The organism is Bradyrhizobium dasycarpum, assembly GCF_042019905.1.
GTDB classification, from domain to species: domain Bacteria; phylum Pseudomonadota; class Alphaproteobacteria; order Rhizobiales; family Xanthobacteraceae; genus Bradyrhizobium; species Bradyrhizobium japonicum_B.
The window spans coordinates 1341959-1368921 of the sequence record NZ_CP169574.1 but is presented as its reverse complement, the minus strand read 5'-3'; the positions used below and the strand labels follow the sequence as shown (position 1 = coordinate 1368921).

General features: G+C 65.0%; 21 protein-coding genes and 5 pseudogenes. 12 read left to right on the top strand and 14 right to left on the bottom strand.

The window, feature by feature from the left end:
* The first annotated feature begins 64 nt into the window (after window positions 1–64).
* The 3 genes and pseudogenes from pcsA to ACETMP_RS06960 all read left to right on the top strand — a co-directional run bounded on the left by pcsA (window position 65) and on the right by ACETMP_RS06960 (window position 2613).
* Complete coding sequence (pcsA, locus tag ACETMP_RS06970; protein WP_375160390.1) at window positions 65–832, top strand: phosphatidylcholine synthase; 768 nt, start codon at window positions 65–67, stop codon at window positions 830–832.
* Window positions 829–1561, top strand: a pseudogene (locus ACETMP_RS06965) (TerC family protein). Before pcsA ends, ACETMP_RS06965 begins: the two are co-directional and overlap by 4 nt.
* Before the next feature lie 77 nt (window positions 1562–1638).
* Window positions 1639–2613, top strand: a complete 975-nt coding sequence (locus ACETMP_RS06960) for a quinone oxidoreductase (protein ID WP_375160389.1) — start codon at window positions 1639–1641, stop codon at window positions 2611–2613.
* A 64-nt stretch (window positions 2614–2677) separates the two neighbouring features.
* Here the strand turns inward: ACETMP_RS06960 and ACETMP_RS06955 are convergent.
* Both ACETMP_RS06955 and ACETMP_RS06950 read right to left on the bottom strand, forming a co-directional pair.
* Window positions 2678–3869: pseudogene (locus tag ACETMP_RS06955) on the bottom strand (acetylornithine transaminase).
* 266 nt (window positions 3870–4135) lie between these two features.
* Window positions 4136–4774: a hypothetical protein gene (locus ACETMP_RS06950; protein ID WP_375160388.1), complete on the bottom strand. Its 639-nt coding sequence runs from the start codon at window positions 4772–4774 to the stop codon at window positions 4136–4138.
* A 321-nt stretch (window positions 4775–5095) separates the two neighbouring features.
* Here ACETMP_RS06950 and ACETMP_RS06945 point away from each other — a divergent pair, with 321 nt between their 5' ends.
* The gene (locus tag ACETMP_RS06945; protein ID WP_375160387.1) at window positions 5096–6037 is read left to right on the top strand and encodes a hypothetical protein; all 942 of its coding nucleotides are present in this window, start codon (window positions 5096–5098) and stop codon (window positions 6035–6037) included.
* 12 nt (window positions 6038–6049) lie between these two features.
* Here ACETMP_RS06945 and ACETMP_RS06940 read toward each other — a convergent pair whose 3' ends face one another.
* Window positions 6050–6250, bottom strand: coding sequence for a hypothetical protein (locus ACETMP_RS06940; RefSeq protein WP_375160386.1), 201 nt, complete (start codon window positions 6248–6250; stop codon window positions 6050–6052).
* A 75-nt stretch (window positions 6251–6325) separates the two neighbouring features.
* Window positions 6326–7651, bottom strand: a complete 1326-nt coding sequence (rimO, locus tag ACETMP_RS06935) for a 30S ribosomal protein S12 methylthiotransferase RimO (protein WP_375160385.1) — start codon at window positions 7649–7651, stop codon at window positions 6326–6328.
* 111 nt (window positions 7652–7762) lie between these two features.
* On the opposite strand from rimO, the pseudogene ACETMP_RS06930 reads away from it, so the two are divergent.
* The 5 genes and pseudogenes from ACETMP_RS06930 (at window position 7763) to ACETMP_RS06910 (ending at window position 13596) form a co-directional block, all read left to right on the top strand.
* Window positions 7763–8354, top strand: a pseudogene (locus ACETMP_RS06930) (ANTAR domain-containing response regulator).
* Window positions 8351–9514: a CmpA/NrtA family ABC transporter substrate-binding protein gene (locus ACETMP_RS06925; protein ID WP_375160384.1), complete on the top strand. Its 1164-nt coding sequence runs from the start codon at window positions 8351–8353 to the stop codon at window positions 9512–9514. The pseudogene ACETMP_RS06930 and the gene ACETMP_RS06925 overlap by 4 nt, the downstream one beginning before the upstream one ends.
* Before the next feature lie 335 nt (window positions 9515–9849).
* Window positions 9850–11634, top strand: coding sequence for a NirA family protein (locus ACETMP_RS06920; RefSeq protein ID WP_375160383.1), 1785 nt, complete (start codon window positions 9850–9852; stop codon window positions 11632–11634).
* Complete coding sequence (locus ACETMP_RS06915) at window positions 11631–13241, top strand: sulfite reductase subunit alpha (RefSeq protein ID WP_375160382.1); 1611 nt, start codon at window positions 11631–11633, stop codon at window positions 13239–13241. The genes ACETMP_RS06920 and ACETMP_RS06915 overlap by 4 nt, the downstream gene beginning before the upstream one ends.
* A 202-nt stretch (window positions 13242–13443) precedes the next feature.
* Window positions 13444–13596 carry a hypothetical protein gene (locus ACETMP_RS06910; protein WP_375160381.1) on the top strand — a complete coding sequence of 51 codons (153 nt, stop codon included), beginning with the start codon at window positions 13444–13446 and terminating at the stop codon, window positions 13594–13596.
* An 86-nt stretch (window positions 13597–13682) separates the two neighbouring features.
* Here the strand turns inward: ACETMP_RS06910 and ACETMP_RS06905 are convergent, their stop codons facing one another.
* From ACETMP_RS06905 to pxpB, 3 genes and pseudogenes are all read right to left on the bottom strand, one after another.
* On the bottom strand, window positions 13683–14453 hold the full coding sequence (locus ACETMP_RS06905; RefSeq protein ID WP_375160380.1) for a LamB/YcsF family protein: 771 nt from the start codon (window positions 14451–14453) through the stop codon (window positions 13683–13685).
* Window positions 14454–14486: 33 nt separating this feature from the next.
* Window positions 14487–15524 (bottom strand): biotin-dependent carboxyltransferase family protein, encoded by a 1038-nt coding sequence (locus tag ACETMP_RS06900; protein WP_375160379.1) that lies wholly within the window; start codon window positions 15522–15524, stop codon window positions 14487–14489.
* Window positions 15521–16253: pseudogene (gene pxpB, locus ACETMP_RS06895) on the bottom strand (5-oxoprolinase subunit PxpB). The gene ACETMP_RS06900 and the pseudogene pxpB overlap by 4 nt, the downstream one beginning before the upstream one ends.
* Window positions 16254–16510: 257 nt before the next feature.
* Here pxpB and ACETMP_RS06890 point away from each other — a divergent pair.
* Both ACETMP_RS06890 and ACETMP_RS06885 read left to right on the top strand, forming a co-directional pair.
* On the top strand, window positions 16511–17209 hold the full coding sequence (locus tag ACETMP_RS06890; protein WP_375160378.1) for a ribonuclease activity regulator RraA: 699 nt from the start codon (window positions 16511–16513) through the stop codon (window positions 17207–17209).
* A gap of 24 nt (window positions 17210–17233) precedes the next feature.
* Entirely contained in the window at window positions 17234–17638 is a 405-nt protein-coding gene (locus tag ACETMP_RS06885; protein WP_028136366.1) for a cupin domain-containing protein, read from the top strand.
* A gap of 67 nt (window positions 17639–17705) precedes the next feature.
* Here the strand turns inward: ACETMP_RS06885 and ACETMP_RS06880 are convergent, their stop codons facing one another.
* The 7 genes and pseudogenes from ACETMP_RS06880 to ACETMP_RS06850 form a co-directional block, all read right to left on the bottom strand.
* Entirely contained in the window at window positions 17706–18062 is a 357-nt protein-coding gene (locus ACETMP_RS06880) for a hypothetical protein (RefSeq protein WP_375160377.1), read from the bottom strand.
* Between the two features lie 157 nt (window positions 18063–18219).
* Entirely contained in the window at window positions 18220–19455 is a 1236-nt protein-coding gene (locus ACETMP_RS06875; RefSeq protein WP_375160376.1) for a hypothetical protein, read from the bottom strand.
* 24 nt (window positions 19456–19479) lie between these two features.
* The gene (locus ACETMP_RS06870; RefSeq protein WP_375160375.1) at window positions 19480–21057 is read right to left on the bottom strand and encodes a CHAT domain-containing protein; all 1578 of its coding nucleotides are present in this window, start codon (window positions 21055–21057) and stop codon (window positions 19480–19482) included.
* Window positions 21054–21377, bottom strand: a complete 324-nt coding sequence (locus ACETMP_RS06865; protein WP_375160374.1) for a hypothetical protein — start codon at window positions 21375–21377, stop codon at window positions 21054–21056. Before ACETMP_RS06865 ends, ACETMP_RS06870 begins: the two co-directional genes overlap by 4 nt.
* Before the next feature lie 16 nt (window positions 21378–21393).
* Window positions 21394–23967: a PAS domain-containing protein gene (locus ACETMP_RS06860; protein ID WP_375160373.1), complete on the bottom strand. Its 2574-nt coding sequence runs from the start codon at window positions 23965–23967 to the stop codon at window positions 21394–21396.
* A 348-nt stretch (window positions 23968–24315) separates the two neighbouring features.
* Window positions 24316–25218, bottom strand: a complete 903-nt coding sequence (locus ACETMP_RS06855; RefSeq protein ID WP_375160372.1) for a DUF2147 domain-containing protein — start codon at window positions 25216–25218, stop codon at window positions 24316–24318.
* Window positions 25219–25478: 260 nt separating this feature from the next.
* Window positions 25479–26269, bottom strand: a pseudogene (locus tag ACETMP_RS06850) (transporter substrate-binding domain-containing protein).
* 115 nt (window positions 26270–26384) lie between these two features.
* Between ACETMP_RS06850 and ACETMP_RS06845 the strand changes: the two are divergent.
* A complete protein-coding gene (locus ACETMP_RS06845) occupies window positions 26385–26957 on the top strand; it encodes a DUF1993 family protein (protein ID WP_375161858.1) in 573 nt (190 codons plus the stop codon).
* Window positions 26958–26963 lie beyond the last annotated feature (6 nt).

Below are 26963 nucleotides of genomic sequence, written 5' to 3'. Positions count from 1 at the left end.
ACAGCGGTCGCGCCCGTACTGATCCTGCTTCTTTTTGTGACCAATAGTGCGACGGCGCGCCGCAATGGCGGATGTGCAAATCGACCTCATTCTGATAGCAGAAGCCATGGATAGCCAAGAGGATTCCCTGAAGCCCACGCCCGCGATCCGCGCCGCGGCCTTCTCGGTGCACATCTTCACCGCGTTCGGCGCGGCGATCGCGCTGCTGGCGATGCTGGAGGCCGTGCGCGAGCACTGGGCGGCGATGTTTCAATGGCTGGGCGTCGCCCTGATCATCGACGCGATCGACGGTCCGATCGCGCGCCGGCTCGACGTCAAGAACGTGCAGCCGAACTGGTCGGGCGACGTGCTCGATCTCGTGGTCGACTTCGTCACCTATGTGTTCGTGCCGGCCTATGCGATCGTGGCCAGCGGCCTGTTGCTGCCCGTCGCGGCTCCCTTGCTCGGCATCGCCATCATCGTCACCAGCGCACTATATTTCGCCGATTTGCGCATGAAGGCGGACGACAATCATTTCCGCGGCTTCCCGGCGCTGTGGAATGCGGCGGCGTTCTACCTGTTCCTGCTGCACTGGCCGCCGCTGTGGTCGACGCTGCTGGTGACCGCGCTGGTCGTGCTGACCTTCGTGCCGTTCCACGTGCTGCATCCGGTCCGCGTCGTGCGGCTGCGCTGGCTGACGCTGTCGCTGATCGCGATCTGGGCGGTGCTCGCCCTCTACGTGCTGGAGATGGACTTTCGCGTCGGCACCGGCGTCACCCTCGCGCTCTGCGCCATCGCGCTCTGGATCAGCTTCAGCGACGCCTTGATCCGCCTCGTCAGATCCTTCGCATGATGCATCTCATCACCAGCCCCGAAGCCTGGGCGGCGCTGCTGACGTTGACCGCGCTCGAGATCGTGCTCGGCATCGACAACGTCATTTTCATCTCGGTGCTGGTCTCGCGCCTGCCCGAACAACAGGCGCACCGCGCCCGCCAGATCGGGCTGGCGCTGGCGCTGATCTTCCGCCTCATCCTGCTCAGCCTGCTGGTCTGGCTGATCGGCCTGACCGCGCCGGTGCTGTCGATTGCGGGTCAGGACTTGTCCTGGCGCGACCTCATCCTGATCGGCGGCGGCTTGTTCCTGATCGCGAAGGCGACGCACGAGATCCACGCCGAGGTCGAAGCCGATGACGGCGAGAGATCAGAAGTCCGGCCGCAGCGCCTTCTTCTGGGTGATTGCCCAGATCATCGTCATCGACATCGTGTTCTCGCTGGACTCGATCATCACCGCGATCGGCATGGCGGAGGACATCCGGATCATGATCGCGGCGGTCGTGATTGCCTGCGCGGTCATGTACGTTTCGGCGGGGCCGGTGGCGCGGTTCGTCGCGGAGCATCCGACCACGAAGATGCTCGCGCTCGCCTTCCTGGTGCTGATCGGCGTCGCGCTGGTCGCGGACGGATTCCAGTTCCACATTCCCCGCGGCTATATCTACTTCGCCATCGCGTTCTCGGCGGCAGTCGAATTCTTCAACGTGCTGGCCAGGCGCAATCGCAAGAAGTCCGGCAGACCATCCGTTTAGGCGTTCCAGCTGCCATCGAGTTGACAAGGCGGGCGCGATGTCTTTCGCTTGCGCCTTGGAGAAGAGGAGGTCAGGCGATGACCAAAGCGGTCCGTGTGCACAAGGTCGGAGGCCCCGAGGCCCTGGTCTACGAGAGCGTCGACGTGCCGGCGCCCGGGCCCGGCGAGGTGCGGATCCGCCAGCACGCGGTCGGCCTGAACTTCATCGACGTCTACTATCGCACCGGTCTCTACAAGGCGCCAGGGCTGCCCTTCATCGTCGGCAACGAAGCCTCGGGCGAGGTGGTCGCGGTCGGGCCTGGCGTTACGAACTTTCATCCCGGCGACCGCGTCGCCTATTATCACAATCTCGGCGCCTATACCGGCGAGCGCAACATTCCCTGGGAGAAGCTGGTCAAGCTGCCCGACCACATCACGCACGAGCAGGGCGCGGTGCTGATGCTGAAGGGGCTGACCGTCTGGTATCTCCTGCACAAGACGTTCAAGGTCGAGCCGCATCACCGCGTGCTGGTCCATGCCGCCGCCGGCGGCATCGGCCTGCTGGCCTGCCAATGGGCGAGGGCGCTCGGCGCCCACGTCATCGGCACGGTCGGCTCGCGCGAGAAGGCCGAGCTCGCCCAGGCCAACGGCTGCGACCACGTCATCCTCTACAACGAGGAGGATTTCGTCGCGCGCGTCAAGCAGATCAGCCGCAACGAGGGCTGCGACGTCGTCTATGACGGCGTCGGCAAGGCGACCTTCCCGGGCTCGCTGTCCTGCCTGAAGCCGCGCGGCATGTTCGTCTCGTTCGGCAACGCCTCGGGTCCGGTGCCGCCATTCGCGATCGCCGAGCTCAACAATCACGGCTCGCTGTTCGCGACGCGGCCGAAGCTCAACGATTACGTCGGCACGCGCAAGGAATTGCTGGAAGGCGCCGACACGCTGTTTGCCGCCGTCATCAACGGCAAGCTGCACGTGCCGATCAATCACGCCTACGCGCTCAAGGACGCCGCCAAGGCGCATATCGATCTCGAAAGCCGCAAGACCACGGGCGCCTCGATCTTGAAGCCGTAGCTGACTGTCATTCCGAGGCGGCTCGAAGAGCCGAACCCGGAATGACGAGCGTATGGATGAAATCTTACGCCACCCGCCGTGCCGCGCCGGCCTTGGTCAGGATCCCGTCGAGACAATCGATCATCTCGGCGATCTCGCTCCGCGTGACGTTCAACGCCGGCATGAAGCGCAGGGTGTCGAGCTGCGGCGCGTTGAGCAGCACGCCGGCCTCGAACGCCTGCGCGACGATGCCCGGCGCGATCGGCAGCTTGAGGTCGAGCGCGAGCAACAGGCCGCGGCCCCGCACGCCGCCGAGGCCGTGCCGGGCCGAGACCTTCTGCAGCTCGCTTTCCAGCAAAAAGGCCGGTCTCGGCGACCTGTTTGAGGAACTCGGGCTTGGAGACCTCCTCGAGCACCGCGAGGCCCGCCGCGCAAATGATCGGGTTGCCGTTGAACGTGCCGCCCTGGTCGCCGTGCTCGAAGCAGGAGGCGCGTTCGGTCGCGAGCAGGGCTGCGAGCGGCACGCCGCCGCCGATGCCCTTGCCGAGCGTCATGATGTCGGGCGCGATGCCGGCGTGCTCGTAGTGGAAGAGTTTTCCGGTCCGGCCCATGCCAGTCTGGATCTCGTCGAAGATGAGCAGCAGGCCGTGCGCCTCGGTCAGCGCGCGCAGCTGCTGCAGGAACGCATCGGTTGCCGGCCAGACGCCGGATTCACCCTGGATCGGCTCCAGCATCACGGCGACAGTGTTGTCGTTGATCAGCCTCTCGACCGAGGCGATGTCGTTGGGCTTGGCCTTCTTGAAACCGGCGACCTTCGGCTCGAACAGCGGCTCGAACGCTTTCTTGCCGGAGGCCGACATCGTCGCCAGCGTCCTGCCGTGGAAGCCGCCTTCGAAGCTGATGATCTCGAACGCGCCGCCCTTGTGCAGACTGCCATATTTGCGCGCGAGCTTGATCGCGCCTTCGTTGGCTTCTGCGCCGGAATTGGCGAAGAACACCTGGTCGAAAGCGCTGTTCGCGACGAGGGCCTGCGCGAGCTTGAGGCTCGGTTCGTTGTAGAAGGCCGGGCTCGGCGTCAAGAGCCGTTTCGCCTGCGAAGCCAGCGCGTCGGCGACCGCCGGCGGGGAATGACCGAGGCAGTTGACGGCCCAGCCCTGCACGAAGTCGAGATAGCGCTTGCGGCCGTCGTCCCAGAGGTAGGAGCCGGCGCCGCGGACGAACACGGCTTTCGGCCGTGCGGTGATGTCCATCAGCGCGTCGTACGGATGCGTCGTCATGTCGAACTCCTCTGGAGGCGGGTGGAAAACGGGCGCAAAAAGCAGAAAGGCCGCACCTTGCGGGTGCGGCCTTCTCGAAAACTTCGGCTGAATTCTAGTGGTTCAGCGGCGTCGTCGGACATGGCGCACCCTCGTCGTCGCGGGAGCGACGGCGGAGCATGTCGGTGCGCTGGTTGGTCCGGTTGATCATGGGGCGCGGCAATACATGCCAATGCCGGGGCTTGTCAAGCGGGCGTTTTGCCGAACACCCGCCCGGCGTGCATCGGTCAGGTCAGGTGAGCGGCTTCCTCGGCGTCCTCGTCGCCCCAATCCGCGTCCGCAATCGCGGTGTCGATGATCTCGCCGCGCATCAGCTTGAGCGGCGATTTCCAGTACAGCGCGATGTTGTGGAATGGGTCGGTCAGCACCTTGAATGCCCAGACCAGACCGGTCGTGACGTCGCGGGTGGCGAAGAGCTGGAGCATGCGGGCAAGGCCGCCGCCGATGCCGATCGCGAGCCAGAGCGTGCCGACGTGGCGGATGAAGTCGAGACGCCCGGCCGGCGGATCGAAAAGTCCGAACAGCGTCGGATGGACATACAGCGCGATTGGCGCGCTGCCCCATACCAGCAGCAGGATGATCTTGCGGGTCTGGTTGTAGCCGACCTTGATCGCTTCCTTGTAGTCATTGCTGACGTCGTTGACGGCGTCGTAGCCGTTCGGCTCGAAGAAGAAATGCCCGGTCTGCCGCGTCAGCATCGCAAGCCAGCCGACGATGCCTGCGAGCGCGGGGTCTATGAACAGCAGCGCGTAGCAGAACAGGAAGATCACGGCGCTGAAGAGATGCAGCGTCTGGTTGACGGTGCTCTGGTGGTAGAAGCGGTAATCGTCGAAGCGCTGCGTGCGCAGCATACCCGAGAGGCTCATCCTCGTTCCTCGCTCGCGTTGAGAAGCGCGGGCAGAGTTAGGCCGAGTCCGTGACCTCTGCGTGAATGCACTATAGTGTCACAATACGTCCCGCCGACAGTCGCGCGCGTCACGCTGCGGCAATCGAGAGGACGAAGCGTGCGCGCAACGCCGATGCGGTTATCGGGCGGGCCCGGATTCCGCTGGTTTCCCGCCATTTCATTTGCCCCAAGAAACCATCGCCTCGCTGGCGCGTTTGTGATCGAGATACGCGAATTAGTTCGAACCGGACGCAACTCGGCTCAGACCAAGAGGGGCGGGACCAACCAGACAGTTTCAGCCTTGTCCGACACGTCTTATCCGATCGACCTCGACAGCATTCGCGGCGCATTTCCGCCGGGCATCGAAGCGCCTCCGCTGCTGGTCGACTTTGCCGGCTGGCTCGACGGGCGCCCGTGGGGCAGCGTCGGCTGCTTTGCGCTGCAGGGCCAGTTCGCAGATCATGCGCCGATCATCGACGGCAGTCCCTTGCGGGACAGGTTTTCGCTGTTCATGCGGCTGCCGGATGGTTCGGCCGTCGGCGGCTGGTATGGGGCCGGTCTCGACCGCGACAATCCGCCGATCGTCGGGCTGGGATCGGAGGGCGCCTACGAATTGCTGGCGCCGAGCCTCGACGGGCTGCTCGCCAAACTGACGTCGCAGCAATTCGACAACGCCTGGAGCGATCTGAAGCCGCATGACGAGGTCGAGGCTCAGACGGTCGAGCTCGCGCAATGGCTCGCCGGACGGCAGCATGGTGAGCCGACGGCGGTCGAGGAGACTTCGGCGGAGCTGCCCGACTTCCGCGGTTTCATGGAGAAGTGGAGCCGGGAGCGCGAGGATTATTGGGCCAATCACCGGCTGATGGCCGAGCTTGGCTGGCGGCTGGCGGCGCATCTGCCCAAGGGCAAGAAGCCCTGGGACCAGACCCGCTTCGCGGTCGCGATCGTGGGCAAGCAGTACGAGGCGCGCGTGCTCGCGCGCGGACCGCAGCCGTTCGAGGAAGCGGCTTCGATCGAATCCCTGTTGCGCGACCTGCGCGAGGAGATGCGCCGCGCGCAGCCCGAGCTCGGGCTGTGGTACGCGATGAATTTCGGCCTCCATGCGGACGGCCGCGTCATGCCGAACTTCGCATACGATGTCCGCCCGACCATCGACGGCGAGCCGGCGCTGCTGTCCGAAGCCAAGGCTGATCTCGCCCGTGCACCAAGGCCGGAGCGCTGGGTGCCGAAATGGCTGGCCTAACGACTTGTATTTCTAATTGTCGCATTTGCCAGGGTTGGCGCTGCACCAGCGACTAACCGCAGCACTATCCCAGCCACGGGCCTTGTTGGCAGAGACGCACTGATCGTAGGTGCACGTCTTGCCGTTTGCTTTCGGCTGCGACGTTTTTTGTTGGGCGAACGTCGGGCTGCTGACGGCCACACCGAGGACAACGGCCAAAGCAAATGTCTGCATGAAGATTATCCCTGCCGGAAAGCTGAAGGCTTACCCCGGCGGAGATGTCTTCGCAATCGGCAGCATGGCCCGGGTCTAGAACCCCGCGACGCTGCCGTGCAGATCATATTGGTCCGCGCGCTCGATCTTGGCGGTGACGATCTCGCCGACGCGCAAGGGGCGGCGGCTCGTCAGATAGACCGCGCCGTCGATCTCCGGCGCGTCGGCCTTGGAGCGGCCCTTGGCGACGGTCGGTCCGACCTCGTCGATGATGATCTGCTGGCGCGTGCCGACCTTGCGCTTGAGCCGGCGTGCAGAAATCTTCTGCTGGCGGGCCATCAGCGCGTTGTAGCGCTCCTGCTTGACCTCTTCCGGGACCGGGTTCTCGATCGCGTTCGAGGTCGCGCCGGCCACCGGCTCGTATTTGAAGCAGCCGAGGCGGTCGATCTCGGCCTCATCGAGCCAGTCGAGCAGATAGGCGAAATCGGAATCGGTCTCGCCGGGGAAGCCGACGATGAAGGTCGAGCGCAGCGCCAGATCCGGGCATTGCTCGCGCCAGCGCTTGATGCGCTCGAGCGTCTTGTCCTGCGCTGCCGGGCGCTTCATCGCCTTCAGCACGTCGGGGCTCGCATGCTGGAACGGGATGTCGAGATAGGGCAGCACCTTGCCCTCGTTCATCAGCGCGATGACCTCGTCGACATGCGGGTAGGGGTAGACATATTGCAGCCGGACCCAGGCCCCGAGCTCGCCGAGTTCGCGGGCGAGGTCGAGGAACTTGGCGCGGACCTGGCGGTCCTTCCACGGGCTCTCGGCATATTTGAGATCGACGCCATAGGCCGAGGTGTCCTGCGAGATCACCAAGAGCTCCTTGACGCCGGCGCCGACCAGGCGCTCGGCCTCGCGCAGCACGTCATTAGCCGGTCGCGAGACGAGGTCGCCGCGTAGCTTCGGGATGATGCAGAAGGTGCAGCGGTTGTTGCAGCCCTCGGAGATCTTCAGATACGCGTAGTGGCGCGGGGTCAGCTTGATGCCCTGCGGCGGCACCAGGTCGAGATGCGGATTGTGCGCCGGCGGCAGCGCGCGGTGCACGGCGTCGAGCACGCTCTCATATTGCTGCGGGCCGGTGATGGAGAGCACACCGGGATAGGCTTGCTCGATCGCCTCCGGTTCCGCGCCCATGCACCCGGTCACGATCACCTTGCCGTTCTCGGCCATGGCCTCGCCGATCGCCGAGAGCGATTCCTGCTTGGCGCTGTCGAGGAAGCCGCAGGTGTTGACGATGACGATGTCGGCCCCGTCATGCTTGCGGGCGAGCTCATAGCCCTCCGCGCGCAAGCGCGTGATGATGCGCTCGGAATCCACCAATGCCTTGGGACACCCGAGCGACACGAAGCTGACCTTGGGCGCAGCCGCCTGATCCATATCCAAATCTGCCTGATTGACCGGCCTGAGCTAGTCCCAATTGCCCACAATTACAACCCTTTGCAGGGCGTTCCGGCGTGCTATGGATGAATCGCCTGCCGCGAGTGAGCCATGAGCGCCGAACAGTCGCCCAAAATCGTGATCGTCGACGAAAGCCCTGTCAGGGCCGCGATCCTGCAGGAGGGATTGCGGGAGGCCGGATTCACCCAGGTCGTCCATATCAGCGAGATGCAGAGCCTGCTCGCTCGTATTTATGCGGTCGATCCCGACATCATCCTGATCGATCTGGAGAACCCCAGCCGCGACGTGCTGGAGGCGATGTTCCAGGTCAGCCGCGCCGTGAAGCGGCCGATCGCGATGTTCGTCGACCAGAGCGATTCCGCCTCGATCCAGGCCTCGGTGGAGGCGGGGGTGTCCGCCTACATCGTCGACGGGCTGAAGAAGGAGCGCATCAAGCCGATCCTCGACCTCTGCGTGTCCCGCTTCAACGCCTTCGCCAAGCTCCAGGAGGAGCTCGAGGCGCACCAAGTCGCAGCTCGAGGACCGCAAGATCATCGAACGTGCCAAGGGCATCCTGATGAAGGTGAAGGGCCTGACCGAGGACGAGGCCTATGTGCTGCTGCGCTCCACCGCGATGCGCGAGAAGAAGAAAATCGGTGAGATCGCGCAGTCGATCATCACCGCCTCGGAGATGCTGAAATGACCGCCCCCCTTCGCATCGGGTTCATTCCGCTGGTCGATGCCGCCGCACTGATCGTCGCCGTCGACAAGGGATTTGCCGCCGCCGAAGGCCTTGACGTCGAGCTGGTGCGCGAGGTCTCCTGGTCCAACGTCCGCGATAAGCTCAATATCGGCCTGTTCGACGCCGCGCATCTGCTGGCGCCCGTGGCGATCGCGTCCTCGCTCGGGCTCGGTCATGTCAAAGTGCCGATCGCCGCGCCCTTCAATCTCGGCATCAACGGCAATGCGATCACGGTGTCGCCGGCGCTCCATGCCGCGCTGATGGAGCAGATCGACGGCGACCGTTTCGATCCGATGGTGACGGCGAAAGCGCTGGCGAAGGTCGTTGCGATCAGGCGCAAGGAGGGGGCCGAGCCGCTGACCTTCGGCATGACCTTCCCGTTCTCGACTCACAATTATCAACTGCGGTTCTGGATGGCCGCGGCCGGCGTCGATCCCGACGAGGACGTGCGCCTCGTGGTGCTGCCGCCGCCCTATATGGTCGACAGCCTCGCCAATGGCCATGTCGACGCGTTCTGCGTCGGTGCGCCCTGGAACTCGATCGCGGTCGATCTCGGCATCGGTCACATCCTGCATTTCGTCTCCGACATCCTCGACCGGGCCGCCGAGAAGGTGCTGGCGGTTCGCCAGGTCTGGGCCGACAAGCAGCCGGACGTGGTTGCCAGCCTGGTGCGCGCGGCGGTGAAGGCGGCCGAGTTCATCGAGAACCCTGCGAACCTGACCGAGGCGGCGCAGATCCTGGCGCAGCCCGAACGGATCGGCGTCGATGCCGAAGTCATCCAGCGCACCCTGACCGGGCGCCTGAAGATTTCTCCTGACGGCACGTTCCGCGAAAGCGGCCGCTATCTCCTGGTGGGGCGGGAGGGGGCAGGGCGCCCGGATCCGGTCCAGGCCGCCTGGCTCTATGCGCAGATGGTGCGTTGGGGGCAGACGGCGCTCGCGCCGGAGGGCGTCAAGACGGCGATGGCCGTGTTCAGGCCCGATCTGTACGATGCGGCCCTCGGCAGGCGGTCGCCCGAGCAGCCTGCCGCGGCGTTCGGCGCCTTCGCCGGTCCGGTCTTCGATCCCGCCAACATCCGAGGGCACCTCGAGGCCTTCGCGGTTGGCCGCTGGCGGGCCTGATTCGGTCTGCATAAGTATTGGGCACTTGGATTCGCTGCCCAAATGTTGATCGAAGTGCACGAATTTCGTGAAAGCGCACGGCCCGGGATCTTCCGGGGACGAGCGGAATCGACTGAAAGCACGAGGCTTTCCATTTGCTCCAAGCTGGCACGCAACTTGAATGTTGCAGTGCGGCCAGCTTGTCACAGGTGCCTGCTGAGCCGAGTCCCGCAGCAACGAAGCTGATCGGACCGCTGGGGTAGCGAAGCCGGCTCTTGGAGCCAGCCTCGGTCCTCGCGGGTCGCGCAATGTCCGTCGATGCCACCCAGGTGGCCGCAGGAGCTTCGTTACCGACCATGAAAATCGATACGCTCGCAGTCGACTTTACCGACGAGCAGAAACGCTATCTCGAAGGCTTCACCACCGGTCTGCAGATCAGCCGGGTCGGGCGCGGTCTTGGCGGCGGCAGTGCCGGCAAGGCCAACGCCGAGCCTGTCGGCCCCGACGCCGTGCACCTCAGGGCGCAGGACAAGGTGATCGCGGCGGGCAAGAAGCTCGCCGAGCAGGAGAAGTTCAAGCGCGACGAGCATCCCTTCGATGCCTATCCGCGGCTGCGCCAGCAGGCGCTCGACAATGCGCCGCCGAGCCCGGCCGACAATTTCCGCTGGCGATATTACGGCATCTTCTACGTCGCGCCGACGCAGGACTCCTACATGAGCCGCCTGCGGATCCCGAACGGCATCATGAAGCACTGGCAGCTGTCGGGTCTCGCCGATCTCGCCGATGAGCTCTGCGGGCCCTACAGCCACGTCACGACGCGCGCCAATCTCCAGCTCCGCGAGATCCCGCCGAAGCACGCGATCAAGCTGCTCGAGGGCATCCAGGAGCTCGGCCTGTGCTCGCGCGGCTCCGGCGCCGACAACATCCGCAACGTGACGGGGACGCCGACAGCGGGCATCGATCCGCAGGAAATCATCGACACGCGCTCCTATGCGCGCGAATGGCACTACCACATCCTCAACGATCGCTCGCTCTACGGCCTGCCGCGCAAGTTCAACGTCGCCTTCGACGGCGCCGGCAGGATCGCCGTGCTGGAGGAGACCAACGACATCGCGTTCACGGCGTATGAGGTGAAGGACGGTTTCGGCGTCGAGCCGGGAGTCTGGTTCCGCCTTGGCCTCGGCGGCATCACCGGCCACAAGGACTTTGCGAAATATTCCGGCATCATCGTCAAGCCGGAGCAGGCGACCGCCGTTGCCGACGCCATCGTCCGCGTCTTCATCGACCATGGCGACCGCACCAACCGCAACAAGGCGCGGCTGAAATACGTGCTCGACGCCATGGGCCATGATGGCTTCCTCAAGCTGGTCGAGGAGCGGCTGAAGACGCCGTTCACGCGCGTGCCGGAGGAGGCGTTCGCGCCGCGGCCGGCCGCCGACCGCATGGCGCATGTCGGCGTGCACAAGCAGAAGCAGGACGGTCTCAACTGGATCGGCGTGTCGCTGACGCTCGGCAAGCTGACAAGCGACCAGATGCGGGGGCTCGCCAAGGTTTCGCACGACCTCGGCGACGGCGAGATCCGGCTCACGGTCTGGCAGAACCTGCTGATATCGGGCGTGCGCGATGAGAACGTCGAGCTTGCCATCGCGGCAATCAAGCAGATCGGGCTCGCGGTCGAGGCCTCGCACATCCGCGCCGGCCTGATCGCCTGCACCGGCAATGCCGGATGCCGCTTCGCCGCGGCGAACACCAAGCGCCACGCCGCCGAGATCGGCGACTGGTGCGATCCGCGGGTGGCGATGGACAAGCCGGTCAACATCCACGTCACCGGCTGCCACCATTCCTGCGCGCAGCATTACATCAGCGACATCGGTCTGATCGGCGCACGCGTGCCCGTCAACGAAGACGATACGGTCGAGGGCTATCACCTCTTCACCGGCGGCGGGTTCGGCCCGGACGCGGACGTCGGGCAGGAGGTCTATCACGACCTCAAGGCCGAGGACGCGCCGAAGACGGTCGAGGCGCTGCTCAAGGCCTATATCGCCCATCGTTCGTCGCCTGACGAAACCTTTCTCTCCTTCGCGCGCCGCCATGATGGCGAGACGCTGCGCAAGCTTGCCGATGCACAGGTGTCCGCATGAACCAGATCACCCCTCCGCCCAGGCTCGACATCATTCCCGCCAGCGCACCGTTCTCCGATGCGCAGCGCTCCTGGCTGAACGGCTTCTTCGCCGGGCTGCTGTCGCCTGATGTCGCCGCGCCGTTGTCGGCGGAGCAGGGCGCCGCCGTCATGCGGGGCGCGGCCGGCGACGGTGACGACGGCGAAGCGCCCTGGCACGACCAGACCATGCCGATTGCCGATCGCATGAAGCTCGCCGAGGGACGCCCGGTGCGCCGCAAGATGATGGCGGCGATGGCCCAGCAGGATTGCGGCCAGTGCGGCTACAATTGCCACGATTATTCGGAGGCGATCGCCAGCCGCAGCGAAGCGCGGCTCAACCTCTGCGTCCCCGGCGGCAAGGAAACCGCGCGGATGCTGAAGTCGCTCTACGAGGAGTTGGACAAGGCTCCGGCGGCCAAAGCGTCGGACAAGCCGGACGCTCCGGCGCCGGCCGTGACGGTGACGATCGCGGAGCCGGGCCGCTCACGCGACAACCCTGTGCCTGCGACCTTCCTGTCGCGCCGCCTGCTCAACAAGGGCAAGTCGGAGAAGGAAACCTATCACGTCGAGTTCGATCTCTCCGAGAGCAAGCTCGACTACGTCGTCGGCGACAGCTTCGGCGTGTTCGCGCGCAACGATGTCGGCCTCGTCGACCAGATCATCGCGCTGCTCGGCGCCTCCCACACCACGAAGGTCAACGGCAAGACTCTGCGCGAGGTGCTGATCGACGACGTCTCGCTGTCGCCGGCGCCCGACACCCTGTTCGAGCTGATCTCCTTCATCACCGGCGGCGCGGCGCGCGAAAAGGCGCGGGCACTGGCACAGGGCGAGGACCCCGATGGCGATGCCGCAACCCTCGACGTCATGGCGGGGCTGCAGAAGTTTTCCGGCACGCGGCCGCACCCCGAGGCCTTCGTCGAGGCACTGGAGCCGCTGCAGCCGCGGCTCTACTCGATCTCGTCGTCGCACAATGCGACGCCCGGAAAGCTGTCGCTGACCGTCGATTCCGTGCGCTACGTCATCGGCAAGCGCAAGCGCCTCGGCGTCGCCTCGACCTTCCTCGGCGAGCGCATCAACGAGGGCGACAAGCTTAAGGTCTATGTGCAGAAGGCGCACGGCTTCGGCCTGCCGAAGGATCCGAAGACGCCGATCATCATGGTCGGCCCCGGCACCGGCATCGCGCCGTTCCGTGCCTTCCTGCTCGACCGCAAGGCGACCGGCGCGCCTGGCAAGAACTGGCTGTTCTTCGGCCATCAGCGCAGCGATTGCGACTTCTTCTACCAGGAGGAGCTCAATGCGATGAAGACCTCGGGTCTGCTCACGCGGATGTCGCTGGCCTGGTCGCGCGACGGCGAGAAGAAGTTCTACGTGCAGGACCGCATGCGCGAGGTCGGCCGCGAGCTGTGGACGTGGCTCGCCGAAGGCGCGCATTTCTACATCTGCGGCGATGCCAAGCGCATGGCCAAGGACGTCGAGCGCGCGCTGGTCGACATCGTCGCCCAGTTCGGCGCACGTTCGACCGACGAAGCCGTCAGCTTCGTCGCCGAGCTGAAGAAGACCGGGCGCTTCCAGGCGGATGTGTACTGACCGCAGCCGTTCACCGATATCCGAGCCGGTTCCAACTGGCTCGGATTCGAACGAATAAGATTCTCGGAACCCGGACTCCAAGAGAATTTACGTCTGCGAGACGGCCGTCTCGGAGGAGGCGCATCGCTATTTGCGCCACCATCTTGCCTCCCGCCCTGGTTGATCCTTCATACTCGCGCAAATGGGGCGTTGGAGATCGACCATGCGCGAACTATCGGCGGAAGCCAGACTGCACATCTACGCGCGCTCGCTCTCGCGGCAGACCCGGGCGAGCGCCCATCATCTCGCGCTCTACAGCGCGTTTGCGGTCATCGCCGCGATCGTGTTCGGCACGCTCTCGGTGCATCCGTTTTAGGTTGTCGTTCCGGGGCGGCGAAGCCGAACCCGGAACCTCGAGATCCGGGTCTGATGCTTCGCATCATCCCGGAATGACGGCCGAACTCACGCCCCGCGCCTGAACGGCGCGACCTCGATCCCCGCGTCCTTCAACGCCGCTCGCAAGGTCCGCGCGATCTCGACGGCACCGTGGGTGTCGCCATGGATGCACACCGTGTCCGTGCGCATCTTGATCACCTTGCCGGTCACCGAGACCACCGCGCCGTCCTGCACCATGCGCACCACGCGCTCGGCAATCGCCTTGGCATCGTGCAGCACCGCACCGGGCTTCTTGCGCGAGACGAGGTTGCCGTCGTCCTCATAGGCGCGGTCGGCGAACACTTCGTGCACCATCGACAGGTTGGCGTCTTCGCCGGCCTTCACCAGCTTTGAATTGGCGAGCACCACGAAGATCAGGCTGGGGTCGACCGCCTTGATGCCGGCGGCGATCGCCTTGGCCGTCATGTCGTCCTCGCAGGCGACGTTGGAGAGCGCGCCATGCGCCTTCACATGCGTGACCTTGTGGCCGGCCGCGGTCGCGATCGCCTGCAATGCGCCGATCTGATAGGCGACGAGGTTCTCGATCTCGGAAGCCTTGAGGCCCGCGATCGGATGGCGGCCGAACCCGTGCAGGTCGCGATACCCAGGGTGGGCGCCGACCGAGACGCCGCGCGCCTTGGCCAGCTCCACCGTCCGGCGCATGATGTCGGGGTCGCCGGCATGGAAGCCGCAGGCGACGTTGACCGAGCTCGCCAGCTCGATCATGGCGGCGTCGTTGCCCATCTCCCAGGCGCCAAATCCTTCGCCGAGGTCGCAATTGAGATCGATCGTCTTCATGGATGCTCTCCGCCTTCGGGTCTTGTTGTGCGTCTAGGGCTCCGCGGTGACCTGCCAGGTGCCGGCATCGACCGCGTTCACCGCATGGCCCGCCACGTTGGCATCGCTGAGGGCCTGGATGTTGAGTGCAACGCTGTCGGCCGCGCGCAGGCGATCGGGCAGGGTCCGGATCGCTTGCGCGAACTTTCGCGCCTCGTCCTGCGCCTCGGCCATGCTGACGGCCTTGAAGCGGAACGCCGTTCCCGCCGAGGTCTGCGCGAGGCGGCCGATGTCGGCGGTGATCACGGTTGCGATCTTCGGATAGCCGCCGGAGGTGCCGCGATCCATCATCAGCGCGATCGGCGCGCCGTTGCCGGGCACCTGGATGCTGCCGTTGACGGTGCCGTCGGAGACGATGTTGTGGCCGTGCAGATGCCTGATCGCGGGGCCTTCGAGCCGGTAGCCCATCCGGTCGGAGGTCGCCGAGATCTTCCACTCGCTGTTGAGGAACAGCGCCTTGTTGGCGTCGTCGAACTCGTCGTCCTGGGGTCCCAGCAGGACCCGGATCGGCCCGCTCGCGGGCTTCGGCAATTCGATGCGCAGCTCGCTTGCGCCGCTCGCGGCATCGACGCCGAATTCATCGCCGGCCTGGAGCGGGCGCGGGTAGGGGCTGCCGAGGCCGGCGCGGGCATTCACGGCGAGGCTGCCGAATACCGGCTCGCCCGTGATGCCGCCCTCGATCGCGAGATAGGTGAAGGCGCCGCCGCGGGCGAAGCCCAGCGTCAGCGTCTCGCCGTCCTTCAGCGTCACTGAGGTGTCCATGGCGACCGGGTTTCCGGCGACGTCCGCGTTGCGCGGCGCCCCCGAGATCGCCACGCGCACGGCGCCGTCACGGGCGGTGAAGGCGGCACCGAACGGGCCGATCTCGACGGCGGCGGCGAACGGCGCGTTGCCGACCAGCGTGTTCGCCGCAGCCAGTGACAGCCGATCCATCGCACCGCTCACCGTCAGGCCGTAGCGCTGCGCGCCGAAGCGGCCGCCATCCTGGACGGAGCTTGCAGGGCTGATGCTGGCGACAACGAGCCGGCTCATGCGTCCACCTGCTCGGCAATGATCTCGCCGGCTTCCGCCGCGCGGTCCAGCTCGTCGAAGGTCTTATGGTCGATGGCGAAAAACGTCACGCGATCGCCAGGCTCGGTGAGGAAGGTCGGATTGCGGTGGAGCTGATAGGTCCGCACCGGCGTACGGCCGAGCAGGTGCCAGCCGCTCGGCGCCGCCAGGCACTGGATCCCGGCCTGGACGCCGCCGATCGAGATCGTGCCGGCCGGCGTCAGTAGCCGCGGATTCTCGCCGCCGCGACATGTGCAGCGATTTGTCGAGGCCGCTGAGATACGACCAGCCCGGCGTGAAGCCGATCATGGCGACCTTGTAGTCGCCGCCCGCATGGCGGGCGACGATGTCGTCCGGCGTGGTGTTGAGGGCCTTGGCGACATCCTCGAGGTCGATGCCGTGCTCGCCGCCATAGGCGACGGGAACGCGCCAGCGGCGCGCCTTGGTCACGGGCGGCGGCGGCTGGATCGCGAGCGGAAGCAGCTTGTCGCCGAGCGCGTCGAACCCGATCTTGCAGGGGTCGTAGTGCACCAGCAGCGAGCGATAGGTCGGCACGGTCTCGGTGATGCCCTCGATGGGGCTTGCCGCGAGCGCCTTGTCGAGCGCCAGCACGCGCTGGTTGGCGTCCTCGTCGATGGTGCGGCTGAACTCGACCGTGACGGCGCTGTCGCCACTGGGCAGAAGGCGGGGCGGGGGAAGCGTCGCGGCCATTGAGCTGTCGAAGAGCTGTCGGAATCGGGCTTTGCAAAGCGCGGGCTCGAGCTGGAGTTCCGCGTCACCCCTGCTTCGCGTATATGCGCCCGCAAGTCCAATAAATTAATGCAGGGGGAGGCGATAAAGCCTTGTTATCGCGTCGCATAAAGGCCCACCGGCCCTGCGTTATTGCGAGCCTCTTGGCCCTTGACGCAAGGGCTGCGGCTCGCAAGATGCGCACGTTGTTTCCCGCACCCCGGAGCTTGTCTGTTTCCATGTCGCTGTCCCCCGAAGCCCGCAAGATTCTCGCCGGCATCACCACCGCCACCATCACCACGGTCCTGCTGAAAAAGGGCCTGCGCAATGTGTGGATGCGCGGCGCGCGGCCGCTGCGACCGGGCCTGCCGCGCCTGGTGGGGCAGGCCTTCACGCTGCGCTTCGTGCCGGCGCGCGAGGATCTGGCGACGCCGGAATCCTGGTCCTCGCCGATCTCCACCCGCACCGCGATCGAGGCGATGCCGGAAGGATGCATCGCCGTGGTCGACGCCATGGGGATCACCGATGCCGGCATCTTCGGCGACATCCTCTGCGCCCGCATGGTCAAGCGCGGCGTCACCGCGCTCGTCACCGACGGCGTGGTGCGTGACGTCGAGGGCGTGCTCGGCACCAATCTGCCGGTCTGGTGCGACGGCTATGCCGCGCCGCCCTCGGTTGCGGGCCTCACCTTCGTCGGCTGGGGTGAGCCGATCGGCTGCGGCGGCGTTGCCGTGTTTCCGAACGACATCGTGGTCGCCGACCAGGACGGCTGCGTGCTGATCCCGCAGGCGATGCTCGAGCACGTGCTCAACGAGGGCGTCGAGCAGGAGCGGATGGAGGCCTGGATCGTCAACGAGGTGAACAACGGCGCCGTGCTGCCGGGCCTCTATCCCATGAACGCCGAAACCAAGGCGCGCTACGCCGCCAGCAAGAAGTAACCGGGAAGCAAGCGAGGTAATCCCATGGAGATCACTGTTGCAGGCACGCGGCCGACCCGCCGCGCGCCCAAGGAGAATTTCACCGGCACCGTGTGGCAGGACCCCGTGATCATGGCACCCGCGCCGGCACGGCTGAACTGCTCGCGGGTTGCGTTCGAGCCCGGCGCCCGCACCAACTGGCACCATCATCCGCTCGGGCAGACGCTCTACGTCATTTCCGGCGTCGGCCGCGTCCAGACCAAGGGCGGTCCCGTCAGGGAAATCCGACCCGGCGACACCGTCTGGATTCCGCCGGGCGAAGTGCACTGGCACGGGGCCTCGCCGACCAACGGCATGTGCCATATCGCCATGCAGGAGGCGCTCGACGGCGTGTACTCGACCTGGCTCGAGCCGGTCACCGACGCGGAGTACGGCGCAGCGTTGGGCTAGAGCCTCCTGTCCCGGACAAGCCGCGGCGCCGTAAGGCGATGCGGCGCCGAGCCGGGACACGGGCGACCTACATCCGCTCTGCCGTCCACGTGCCCGTGCACAGCGCACCGCGCCACGTGCCGGAGCCGGAGGTGCCGCTGAGCCGGCCGAAGCCGACGGCGCGCTTGATGCCCGTGCTCAAGGTGACGTTGATGCTGCCGGCGTCGGCGACGCGGCCTGACGCCGACACGGCCGCGCTGCTCGATGCGATCTGACCATTGTTGATGCCGATCGCGACGGTGGCGCCATTGCCGCAGGTCTCGCTTGAGGACGAGATCCGCACGTTCCAGGCGCCGTCGAAGCTGGTCGATGCTGCATTCGCCGGTCCGCAGAGCAGGGCGACGGCCCAGATTGCGGCAAAAATACCCTTGCAAAGATATCGCATGACACGCCCCATTGGCTGAACCTGCCGGGAGCGTGTCACAAGGCGGGGTGGGCCGATGTGAGGACTGTCACGCATTCGGCCGGACGGTGACGGCAAGGACCGCTTCCGGGCGCCAGCCCATCGCCGGGCAAAGCCGTGAAACGGCCGGTTCGTGCCGTCACTTTGCTGCCGCAGCGCGATCAATCACACGCGCCAGCGCGACCGCGGAGTCCGTGTCGACCAGAGAAGTTTTGCCGACTGTTTTTCGCAATGCGAAGGCCTCGGACGCAAAAAGCCTGTCGGGGTCCTCCGGGGCATCCCTGATGCCGGTGAGCAGCCGAATTTGCATGCCCTTCAGGAGCTCTGTCACGGCCGGTTTGGCGATCGTCTTGTCGTTGAGGGCGCCCAGATTTGCCCTTTCCCAGCCGCGGTGAGCACTTTTCGGTGTCACGCGCTCCACGAGCTTGTCATAGCTGGTCTGGTAGGCGCCGATCGCCACGAGACGATCGTTCTCGGCAAGTTCGGGCGACGTTATCACCTCGGCGCGCAGAGTCAGCATCTGCTCGTCCGCACGCTCCAACTCCCGCCTCATGATGCTGCCTGCGACACCCTGCCAGTGTCGATGAAATCCGAGCTGCGTGAGAGGGTTGATCGAGTCCGGCCCGTCGGGCAGCAGGCTCGCCGTGAACTCGACGGCCAGGAGGCAATAGTCCAGTCCAGACACACGCTGGCCGTCCAGCAGCAAGCGGTCGTCGGTGACCACCAACCGCTTGGCGACCGCTTCTTCGAGATCGGAACCTGCAACCAACAGGTAGCCGCTGCGACCAAGCGCATTGCCGTCGGCGTACGAGAACAACGGCGTGACGATGTTGAGTCCGAACAGGCCGGCGACCCGGTCGTAGATCTTTTCAGCCACACGCAACCCGTCTGGAACGCCCGGCGCGAGGCCGGTCTGCGTCGTCAGGTCGGCGGCCAGTTGCAGGACCTGCTGTGCGACATCGTGAAACGGAAGGCGGAAGAGCCCGACGAACAGAGACAGATTGTCCTGCTTCATGGGCGCGCGCCTGACGGCATAGATATTCTTGAAGTCGACATAGCCCGGAGCGGCACCGGCTGCCTTCAGTTGAGCGGCGATCTCGTCATTGCTCAGGATCGTGGGACGGCGCTGGCGCCCGTCGCCGAAGCTGAACTCGGTGAGCACGACGCCGAGCGGGAGGAACGAGCTGAAGAACTTGCCGCCTTCGCGCAAGCCCATTTCAACCATGCGCACGCCGAAGTAGCTCGCTTCGGGCACGAAGCTCTGTCCCGCCGTGATCCCATTGCCGGTCGAAGCGACGCAGCCGACATAGGGGCGCCGCAGCTCGCGGCTTGCCCAGTGGTCGACGACGTTCTTGAGTGTGGTCCAGACTGTCATGACGTTCTTTCCACAACGAGCTCCTCAGTGGCAGCGTGTTGCCCAATCGGTCGATTGCGCCAGCAGGATCGGCGAAAGCCAGATCGGGCTTTCCTCGTCGTAGTTCAGGCTTTCCCACGATGCGCGGCACGCTTTCCGGAACGCCAGGCAAACGGACCGCGTCCGGTACAGTTCGTCATAGAACTCCTTGGCGAACTGCGGCGCGCGCTCGTCCTCGACATTCCATCGGAAGCCCAGCGCATAGGGGATTCCGTTCATCACCAATTGCTGAACGCAGCCCTTCGAGATGCCACGGCAGGCCGAGAGGTAGACCAGCGTCGTCGCTGACAGGCCGTCGGAGGCCGCCACCCTGTCCAGTTTCAGCCCGACCGCCTGCTCTGGCTTCATCCCGGGAAGGACGAGGGTCGCGGTTTGCTGACCGTCGCTCCAGGCGTGACCGGCGTAGTGGAGAATGGTGGGCCGGAATGCGTCTAGCTGCTTCAGCAGATAGGGGGCGGCCTCGCCCGGAGGGGCATCCGACAAATTGACGATCTTCAGATCGAAACAGCCTGCGGCGCCCAGCTTCTCCACGTGCTGCAGTTCGGTATCGATATTGCCGAGCTTGTCGAACCTCTTGCCGTCGCAGATCACGCTGTCGAGCTTCAGATCGGGATGTTCGCCGATCTGAGAGCGAACGAACATCAGCTTCGCGCCCGGACTGATCCGCGCTCGCTCGCTGGCCCTTCCACGGACGAAGAACGGAATGCGCCGGACAATCGGCGCATAGAGCAGCACGAACGGCCCATTTTCCTCCGAGAGATAACGCACACTCGCCTCGAAGGGCACCGCATAAAAGCCTGCGTCGCTGATGACGAACCGGAACGACAGTCCCACCAGCCCGCCTGCGGACTTCTCGATCTGCGAGAACAGATGTTCTCCGATCGCTTTGACGACGAAGCTCTTGAACAGGCGCGTTCCAACGTCGCGGGTCTGGCCGAGCCAATTGTTCAGCGGCATCTCGTCGCGCGCATAGGTTTGAGCGGCAGACTTGAGGTCATCGAGATCGCTGATGGTGTTCCAGCGAAGCATCGAGGAGCCGTCTTCGCCCGTTCCGAGCCGGCACTCCACCTTGGCGCTATGGATTTCGATCTCGACCACGCGGAACGCGCCCGGGATCGCGTTCGTCTCGTCCGGCCGACCGGTGAGCATCGCAATGAACGGGCGCAAGATCCGGTGCCGGTGCAGCTGCAGCGCGTCCATCGGCAGGATCAACGCATTGCCCGCCGCCCGGCACTCTTCCTCCAGGTCCGTGCAGGTCCCGAACGAGGGCGCGATGACCAGCACGGAAGTGTGCGGGTCCTGGGCCAAAACGACGGTGTTGAGCACGTGCTTCGCGCCGAGAGTCGTACGTGTGTCGTAGACGGCAGTCGGGTCGGTCGGCAGCCGGGCATCGAGCACGAGCAGCTCGGTCTCATTCGCGACGAGCCACTCGTTGGTCTGGTCCGGGGTCATCAGAGGCTTGTCGTACAATTCCTCTATGGCCACTCCCGCCGCGAGCAGCTGCGCCCGCAGCGTTTCGAACATGTTTGGCTCCGCGGTGGCGATCGCGATCTTGGCTGTCATACTGGTACGTCCTGCGCACACAATGGCAGGTTGAACTCGAAGCCTGCGCCGTCCAAATCAGTGAGAGTGCCGCCGTGCTGCTCGGCCGCCTTGCGTATCGCCTCCACCGCGACGCTGGCCATCTGCCGTGCCCGGTGCTGGCTCTGCTCGATCGGGTCCGCGGCCGACGGAGCCAGGGTGTCGGCGATCATTGCGGGCAAACGCATGGACACCGAGAGGTGATGCTGCGGTCGCTCCGCGATCGTTACGGTCAACTTGTCGTTCGGCGTGATGCGCAACGACAGCAGGGAGCTGAGAGCAGAGCGAAACGCAAAGCTCAATCGCTTCGTCCATCCCTTAACCAGCAGGGGCCGGCGCGTCGCAATCTCGTCGACGAAGTGGATCGCGTCGCGATCCTCGACTGGAAGGCCCTCGACCTCGTGATAGAGCACTTCCCAACGCGTCGAATAGCTCGGGGACTTCCTGCGGTGTCTGCTGCACGACGAGACGCTCGGACAGACGTTCGAAAGTCAGATCGGCCCTGAGCAGGTGGTTGGCGGCCTGCTCGAGCAGACCGGCGCAATTCTTCATGAGCTCCGGCTTGCTCAGGAGCGACGCTGCGCCGCGCAGCAAGCCGTCGGCCATCAACAGCGGGGCGCGCGTCTCGCGCGCAACGGATGTGACAGTCTCCTCCAGATAACCCCAGTCGCTCTCCCGACTTTGATCGGCAAGGCTGGTGAACAGCCAGAGCTGATGACCATAATCGTCGTTCAACGGCTCGCGACTTGCGAGAACCGTCAGTTCGGTGCGCGGCGCATCGCCGATCGACAGGTGTAGACGAAGACGGTGCTGGATCCCGGATTCCGACAGTTGCGCCGAATCCTCCTGCCGGGCACCAAATGTCGAGAGCTTCTGGTCACGCGCCCGGCCGAAGATGTTGTCCGCCGCACCATTCATGTGGCAGATCGTCCCAACGGCATCCACGATGACGGCGGCCTGCTCGATTCTGTTCATGAGCGCGTGCTCGATCGCTTCGTGCCAGCGAGCCGCAAAGATCTGTTCACAGTCGGCGGCGAGGCCGCTTGCCGCGTCGCGATCGGGCCCACGGAACGCGTTCAGCTCCGATGATTCCATGTCCAGGATCAGCTCGATCTTGCCGTTCACGAGCAGGGGGACCGTCATGGCCGATCGTTGATCGGGGGCGGTCTTGATGAAGCCGTAGTTCCGCTCGGTATCGCTGACGTCGGGGACGACAAGAATGTTCCGCTCGGCCAGGCAGCTGCCAAGCATGCCGCTGGACAGATCCTGGGTGTATTCGGCCTTGCGGCCGGCCGCCTTCACGAGCAGGTTGCGGTCGTTCTTGACGTGCTCGGCGACCAACACGAACTTGCCGCGCAGGCGATCGATCCGGAACACGCCGACATATTCCCAGCCCAGGCATTGCGTCGTCCCGGTGGCCAGCAGCTCGGCGATGGCGCGCGCACTCGGTGCCTTGTTCAAATCATCTTTGAGTTTGCGCAAGGTGCGCGCCTGCGCATGTTCCATGGCCGCGTCGGCGGCCTGCAATATCTCCTCGACGCCGAGATTTTGCAGCGTGCGCAGATCGGCGGGGGTGTATTTGTGCTTGCGGGACAGCAGAGCCAGCGAGCTTCCAAACCGACCTCCCGCCTTACGTATCGGCAATACGAGCATCGATTCGAACTTGTCGGCGACAATGGCCTTGCTTACCGGATTGTCCTTTTCCTCGGGATTGCGGCTCTCGACGAACGCGGCCAGATTGTTGTCCCACGTCTTACCCTGCTCGAGCCACTCGATCACGCCAGGTGGCACCTTGAACCAACGCGTGCTCCACTCCCAACTGGGTTTTGGAAAGATCGTGAGCGCCCGCCAAAAGTCGTTGAGATCGCTGTAGACCCCGAACGTGCTCATTTCGAACGGGATGACCTTGCCGATCGCCTGAAGCGTTGCCTCGATGATCTCTTGTGGATCATCGTGCTCGGCCAGAACTGTCTTGAGCTCCTGGCGTGCGCGATCTTCGGCAAGAGGAGCGAACAGCACCAATAGCCCCGCCGAACTGTTCGGTGCTTCCATGTAGGGCGTTCCGCTCACCCTTGCCAGAATGGAGCGCCCGTCTTTTGGGTGCAGCCGAACGAAACCCGAGAAACCCGTTTGCTTTGTGATCCATTCGCCGAACAGGTTCGTCGTTCCCTCGTCATCGGGTCCGAACACCTGAGAGAGCTGCATCTCCCTGAGTTCTGATTCCGAGAATCCCAGGACCTGCACCGCGCGCTCGTTCGCGAATCGGATCTTGCCGATCAAGTCGGTGCGGAGCACGCCATCCTGCAGGGCATCGAGGCGGCTCTGTTCGGCGCTCTGGTCGAGAAGCAGCGCGTAATTGCCCGGCATGCCATCTTCGTCGCGCAGCGGGCCAATCTCGACTCTGACCTGACGAACAAGTTCGTTGGTCTGGATGTCTGCGCGTAAGCTCGAATTGTGGTTGGCCCGGAGGGCCATCCACACGTCGGCTGCACGTGATCCGAACAGGCCGGAGAAGGGAACACCGCGTCTGCCGGGCAAGAGCTTGTCGAATGCCGCGTTCGAATAGACGATGCGGCCGTCGTGCGCCAGTTCGACGAAGGGAATCTCGCTGTAATGTGCGGCTTCATCGAGCGCGTCATACCGATCCGACAAGACGCCCAGCATGGTGTTTTGCGATTGCAGGATCTTGCTTACGGTCTGAGCGTCGAAACCGAATTCCGAAACGAGCATCCGCGCTTGTTCTTGGACCAGAGGCTGCAGCGCGGTGGTCAGGCTCGTCTGCCGACTTCGGAGTGCGCCGATGACATGGCGCCTGATGCCTTGCTCCGACATCAGCGAATGGGGGCCCCGGTCACCCGAGACTAGCGATGGTGTCGCACGGAGTTCCTCCATCACAACCTCGCTCGCTTACGCAATGACCGGCGCCGAAACGAGGTCGTGGAGTGACTCGTTTCGAGTCTACGCGTCTCGGCGAAACGGTGCCAATCGCGGTGTATGACGGTCGCAGATAGTCTGGCTTTCAATCCAGACTAGAAGTAGCGAGGACCGGAAGAGTATGAAGTGGTTCACAATGGAGCGTTTGAATTGCACCGCGTTTGAATTGCGCTGTCCTATGACAGGAGGCCCGCAGCGCTCTCATTGGCGGTGACAGCGACTGCCGTCGTGGCAGTCGCGTTACCGATCGCGGGTTGTCCCGCGCATCAGCCTGGCTGCGCCATGTTGGCTTCGATCCGATCGCGCTCAGTTCACCCGCGTCCAGGTCTGGCCGCCGCAGAACATGCCGCCGAAGGCGCAGCCCTGCACGCGCAGGCGATCGGTGCCCTTCATCGCGATGGTCGAATCGTAGGTCGAGCCGGAGTTCGGATCGAGAATGCGGCCGGACCATTTCTGGTCCTTGCCGGGCTTCATGTTGATCAGGACCTGCTCGCCGTTCTGGTTCGATTTGCTGTCGACGGAATAGCCGCAGAGATTGCTGCCGCATTGCTCGATGCGGACCTTGCCTTCCTTCTCCTCGGTGAGCCAGACGCCGAGAGGTGAACTGAGATCGCGCGTGGGCGCGGCCGCCGGGGTGGGCGGAGCGACTGCGGCGGCCTGAACCGGCGCCGGTGCAGAGGGCGGAGCGGGAGGCGGCGGCGGAGCCGCAGCCACGGCTGGGGCGGGCGCGGCGGGAGCGGCCTGCTGCGTGGCCGGCGCGGGAGCCGGAGGGGCTGCAGGCGGCCCGGGCGGCGGCAGCACCGCGGTCTCGGCCGGCGCATTGCTGGGGGGTGCCGCCGGAGGCTGAGCCGGCGGAGGCGCCACGGCCGCAGCGGCCGGCGCAGGCGCTTGGGCAGCTGCAGGCGCTTGGGCGGCCGCAGGCGCTTGGGCGGCCGCGGGCGGCGGGGCGACGGGGGCAGGCGCGGGAACCGGTGCTGCCGGCGTTTGCGGCTCGACAATGGCTTGCTGGGGCGGCTGCTGGCCCGGCGCTGTCTCGTTCTTCTTGGCCTTCTTGGCTTTCTGGCCGGTGTTGTCGTACACGCCGGGGATCTGCACCGTGCCGCGGTCGGGGTCGATGCGGATGGTGCGTCCGCCATATTCGAACGTGTACTGCGCCTGGGCAGCGGTGCTCGCCAAAAGGAATGCGGCCGTGGCCAACAGCTTCCTCATTTCCATCTCCTGAACAGGTGGTCCCCGCACCGACGCTTACGCATCGGTTCGATTGCGGAAAGTGATCTAGATCACTGTCTCGGTATGAGTCGCCGTCCTGCTGTTCAGGGTTCAATAGGCGAGGGACCGGCCCAAAGTTGGGCCGAGGCAAGCGACAGGAGGACGCGGCCTGAGGCGCCATTGCAACCGAAATGGAGCGGATTGCAGCTTCTCGCGTCCCCCGCTTGGCGCGCAACGGTCCCTTGCGTCACGACAACGATCTAATCGAACCAGGCGGCGTAGATCTTCCTGTAGCTGCCGTCTTCCATGGAAATGTGCAGCCATTGGTCGACGAAGGCCTTTAGGGCTATGTCGCGCTGGAGCCAGTAGGCCTTCTCGGAGAAATCGAACGGCTTTTCCGGGTGCACGGCGCAGAGCACGCCGGCGTGCTGCTTCTGCTGGTAGCGCGTCTCCGAGGCATCCGTCATCATCAGATCGGCATTGCCCTTGGCGATCTCGTCGAAGATCACGGTGTTGTCGGGGAAGACCTGATCTCGGCGTCCTTGATGTTGGCGCGTGCGAAGCGCTCGTTCGTGCCGCCGGGATTGACGATCACGCGGGTGCCCTTCTTGTCGATGTCGGCGATGCTCTGGTACTTGCCGACGTCGGCGCAGCGGACAATCGGCGTCTTGCCCTCGCGCATGATCGGCGTGGAGAAGAAGCCCTTCTTCTGCCGGTCGAGCGTGACCGAGACGCCGCCCATGGCGATGTCGAACTGGTCGGCCTCGAAATCCTTCATCAGCTTCGGCCAGGCCGTCGGGACGAACTCGACCTTGACCCCGAGCGCTTTGCCGAGCGCTTCGGCCATGTCGACATCGAAGCCGCTGAATTTCTGCGTCGCCTTGTCCAGATAGGTGAAGGGCTTGTAGTCGCCGGTCATGCCGACGCGCAAGGTGCCGCGCTTGACGATCTCGTCAAGCCGCGAGGGTGCCTGCTGCGCTTGGGCAGAAAGGTTTGCCAGCAGGGCCACGGCCAAAGCTGTCAAGAATCGAACTGCGATTCGAACGATCATCTCTTCTCCGCCCTTGCGCGAGCTGTCATTGTGCAGCTCTTTTCGGCGCGGATTTAGACCAGATGCGAGCTTCTGGCGAGGCGGAATTGAAGGGAATCTCAACGTGACGATCTCAATGCACGAGGCCTCGGTCGGCCTCTTCGTGCCGTATTTGCGCAACCTGTCGGCCCTGCTCGACAAGGGCGTCGCCTATGCGGAGGCCCGCAAGTTCAACCCGGCGGTGATGCTCGGCATGCGGCTTGCGCCGAACATGTACGACCTCGCGCAGCAGGTCGGCGAAGCCTGCCGCCATGCCGTGGTCGCGCCGGCCTTGCTGGCAGCGTGCGAGCCGTTGGCGCTGCCGGCGCTGGAGCACGACATGGCCGGGCTGCAGGCGCGAATAGCAACCTCGATCGAGTTCATCGAAAGCCTGCCGTGCGCGGAGATCGAGGCGGCAGCGGAGCGCAACGTCTTCTTCAAGTTGAAGAACGGGACCGAGCTGCCCTTCACGGGGCGGACGCTGCTGCTGACGTTCAGCGTCCCCCAGTTCTTCTTTCACGTCACGACCGCCTACGACCTGCTGCGGCACGCCGGCGTCGAGCTCGTGAAGCGGGACTTTCTTGGCCCGCGCGAGCGCCAGAGCATGATCCTGAAACGTGCGAAGCGGTTTTCCCGAGAGATCATGCTCAAACCACCTAAAGCAGGATGATCGCGC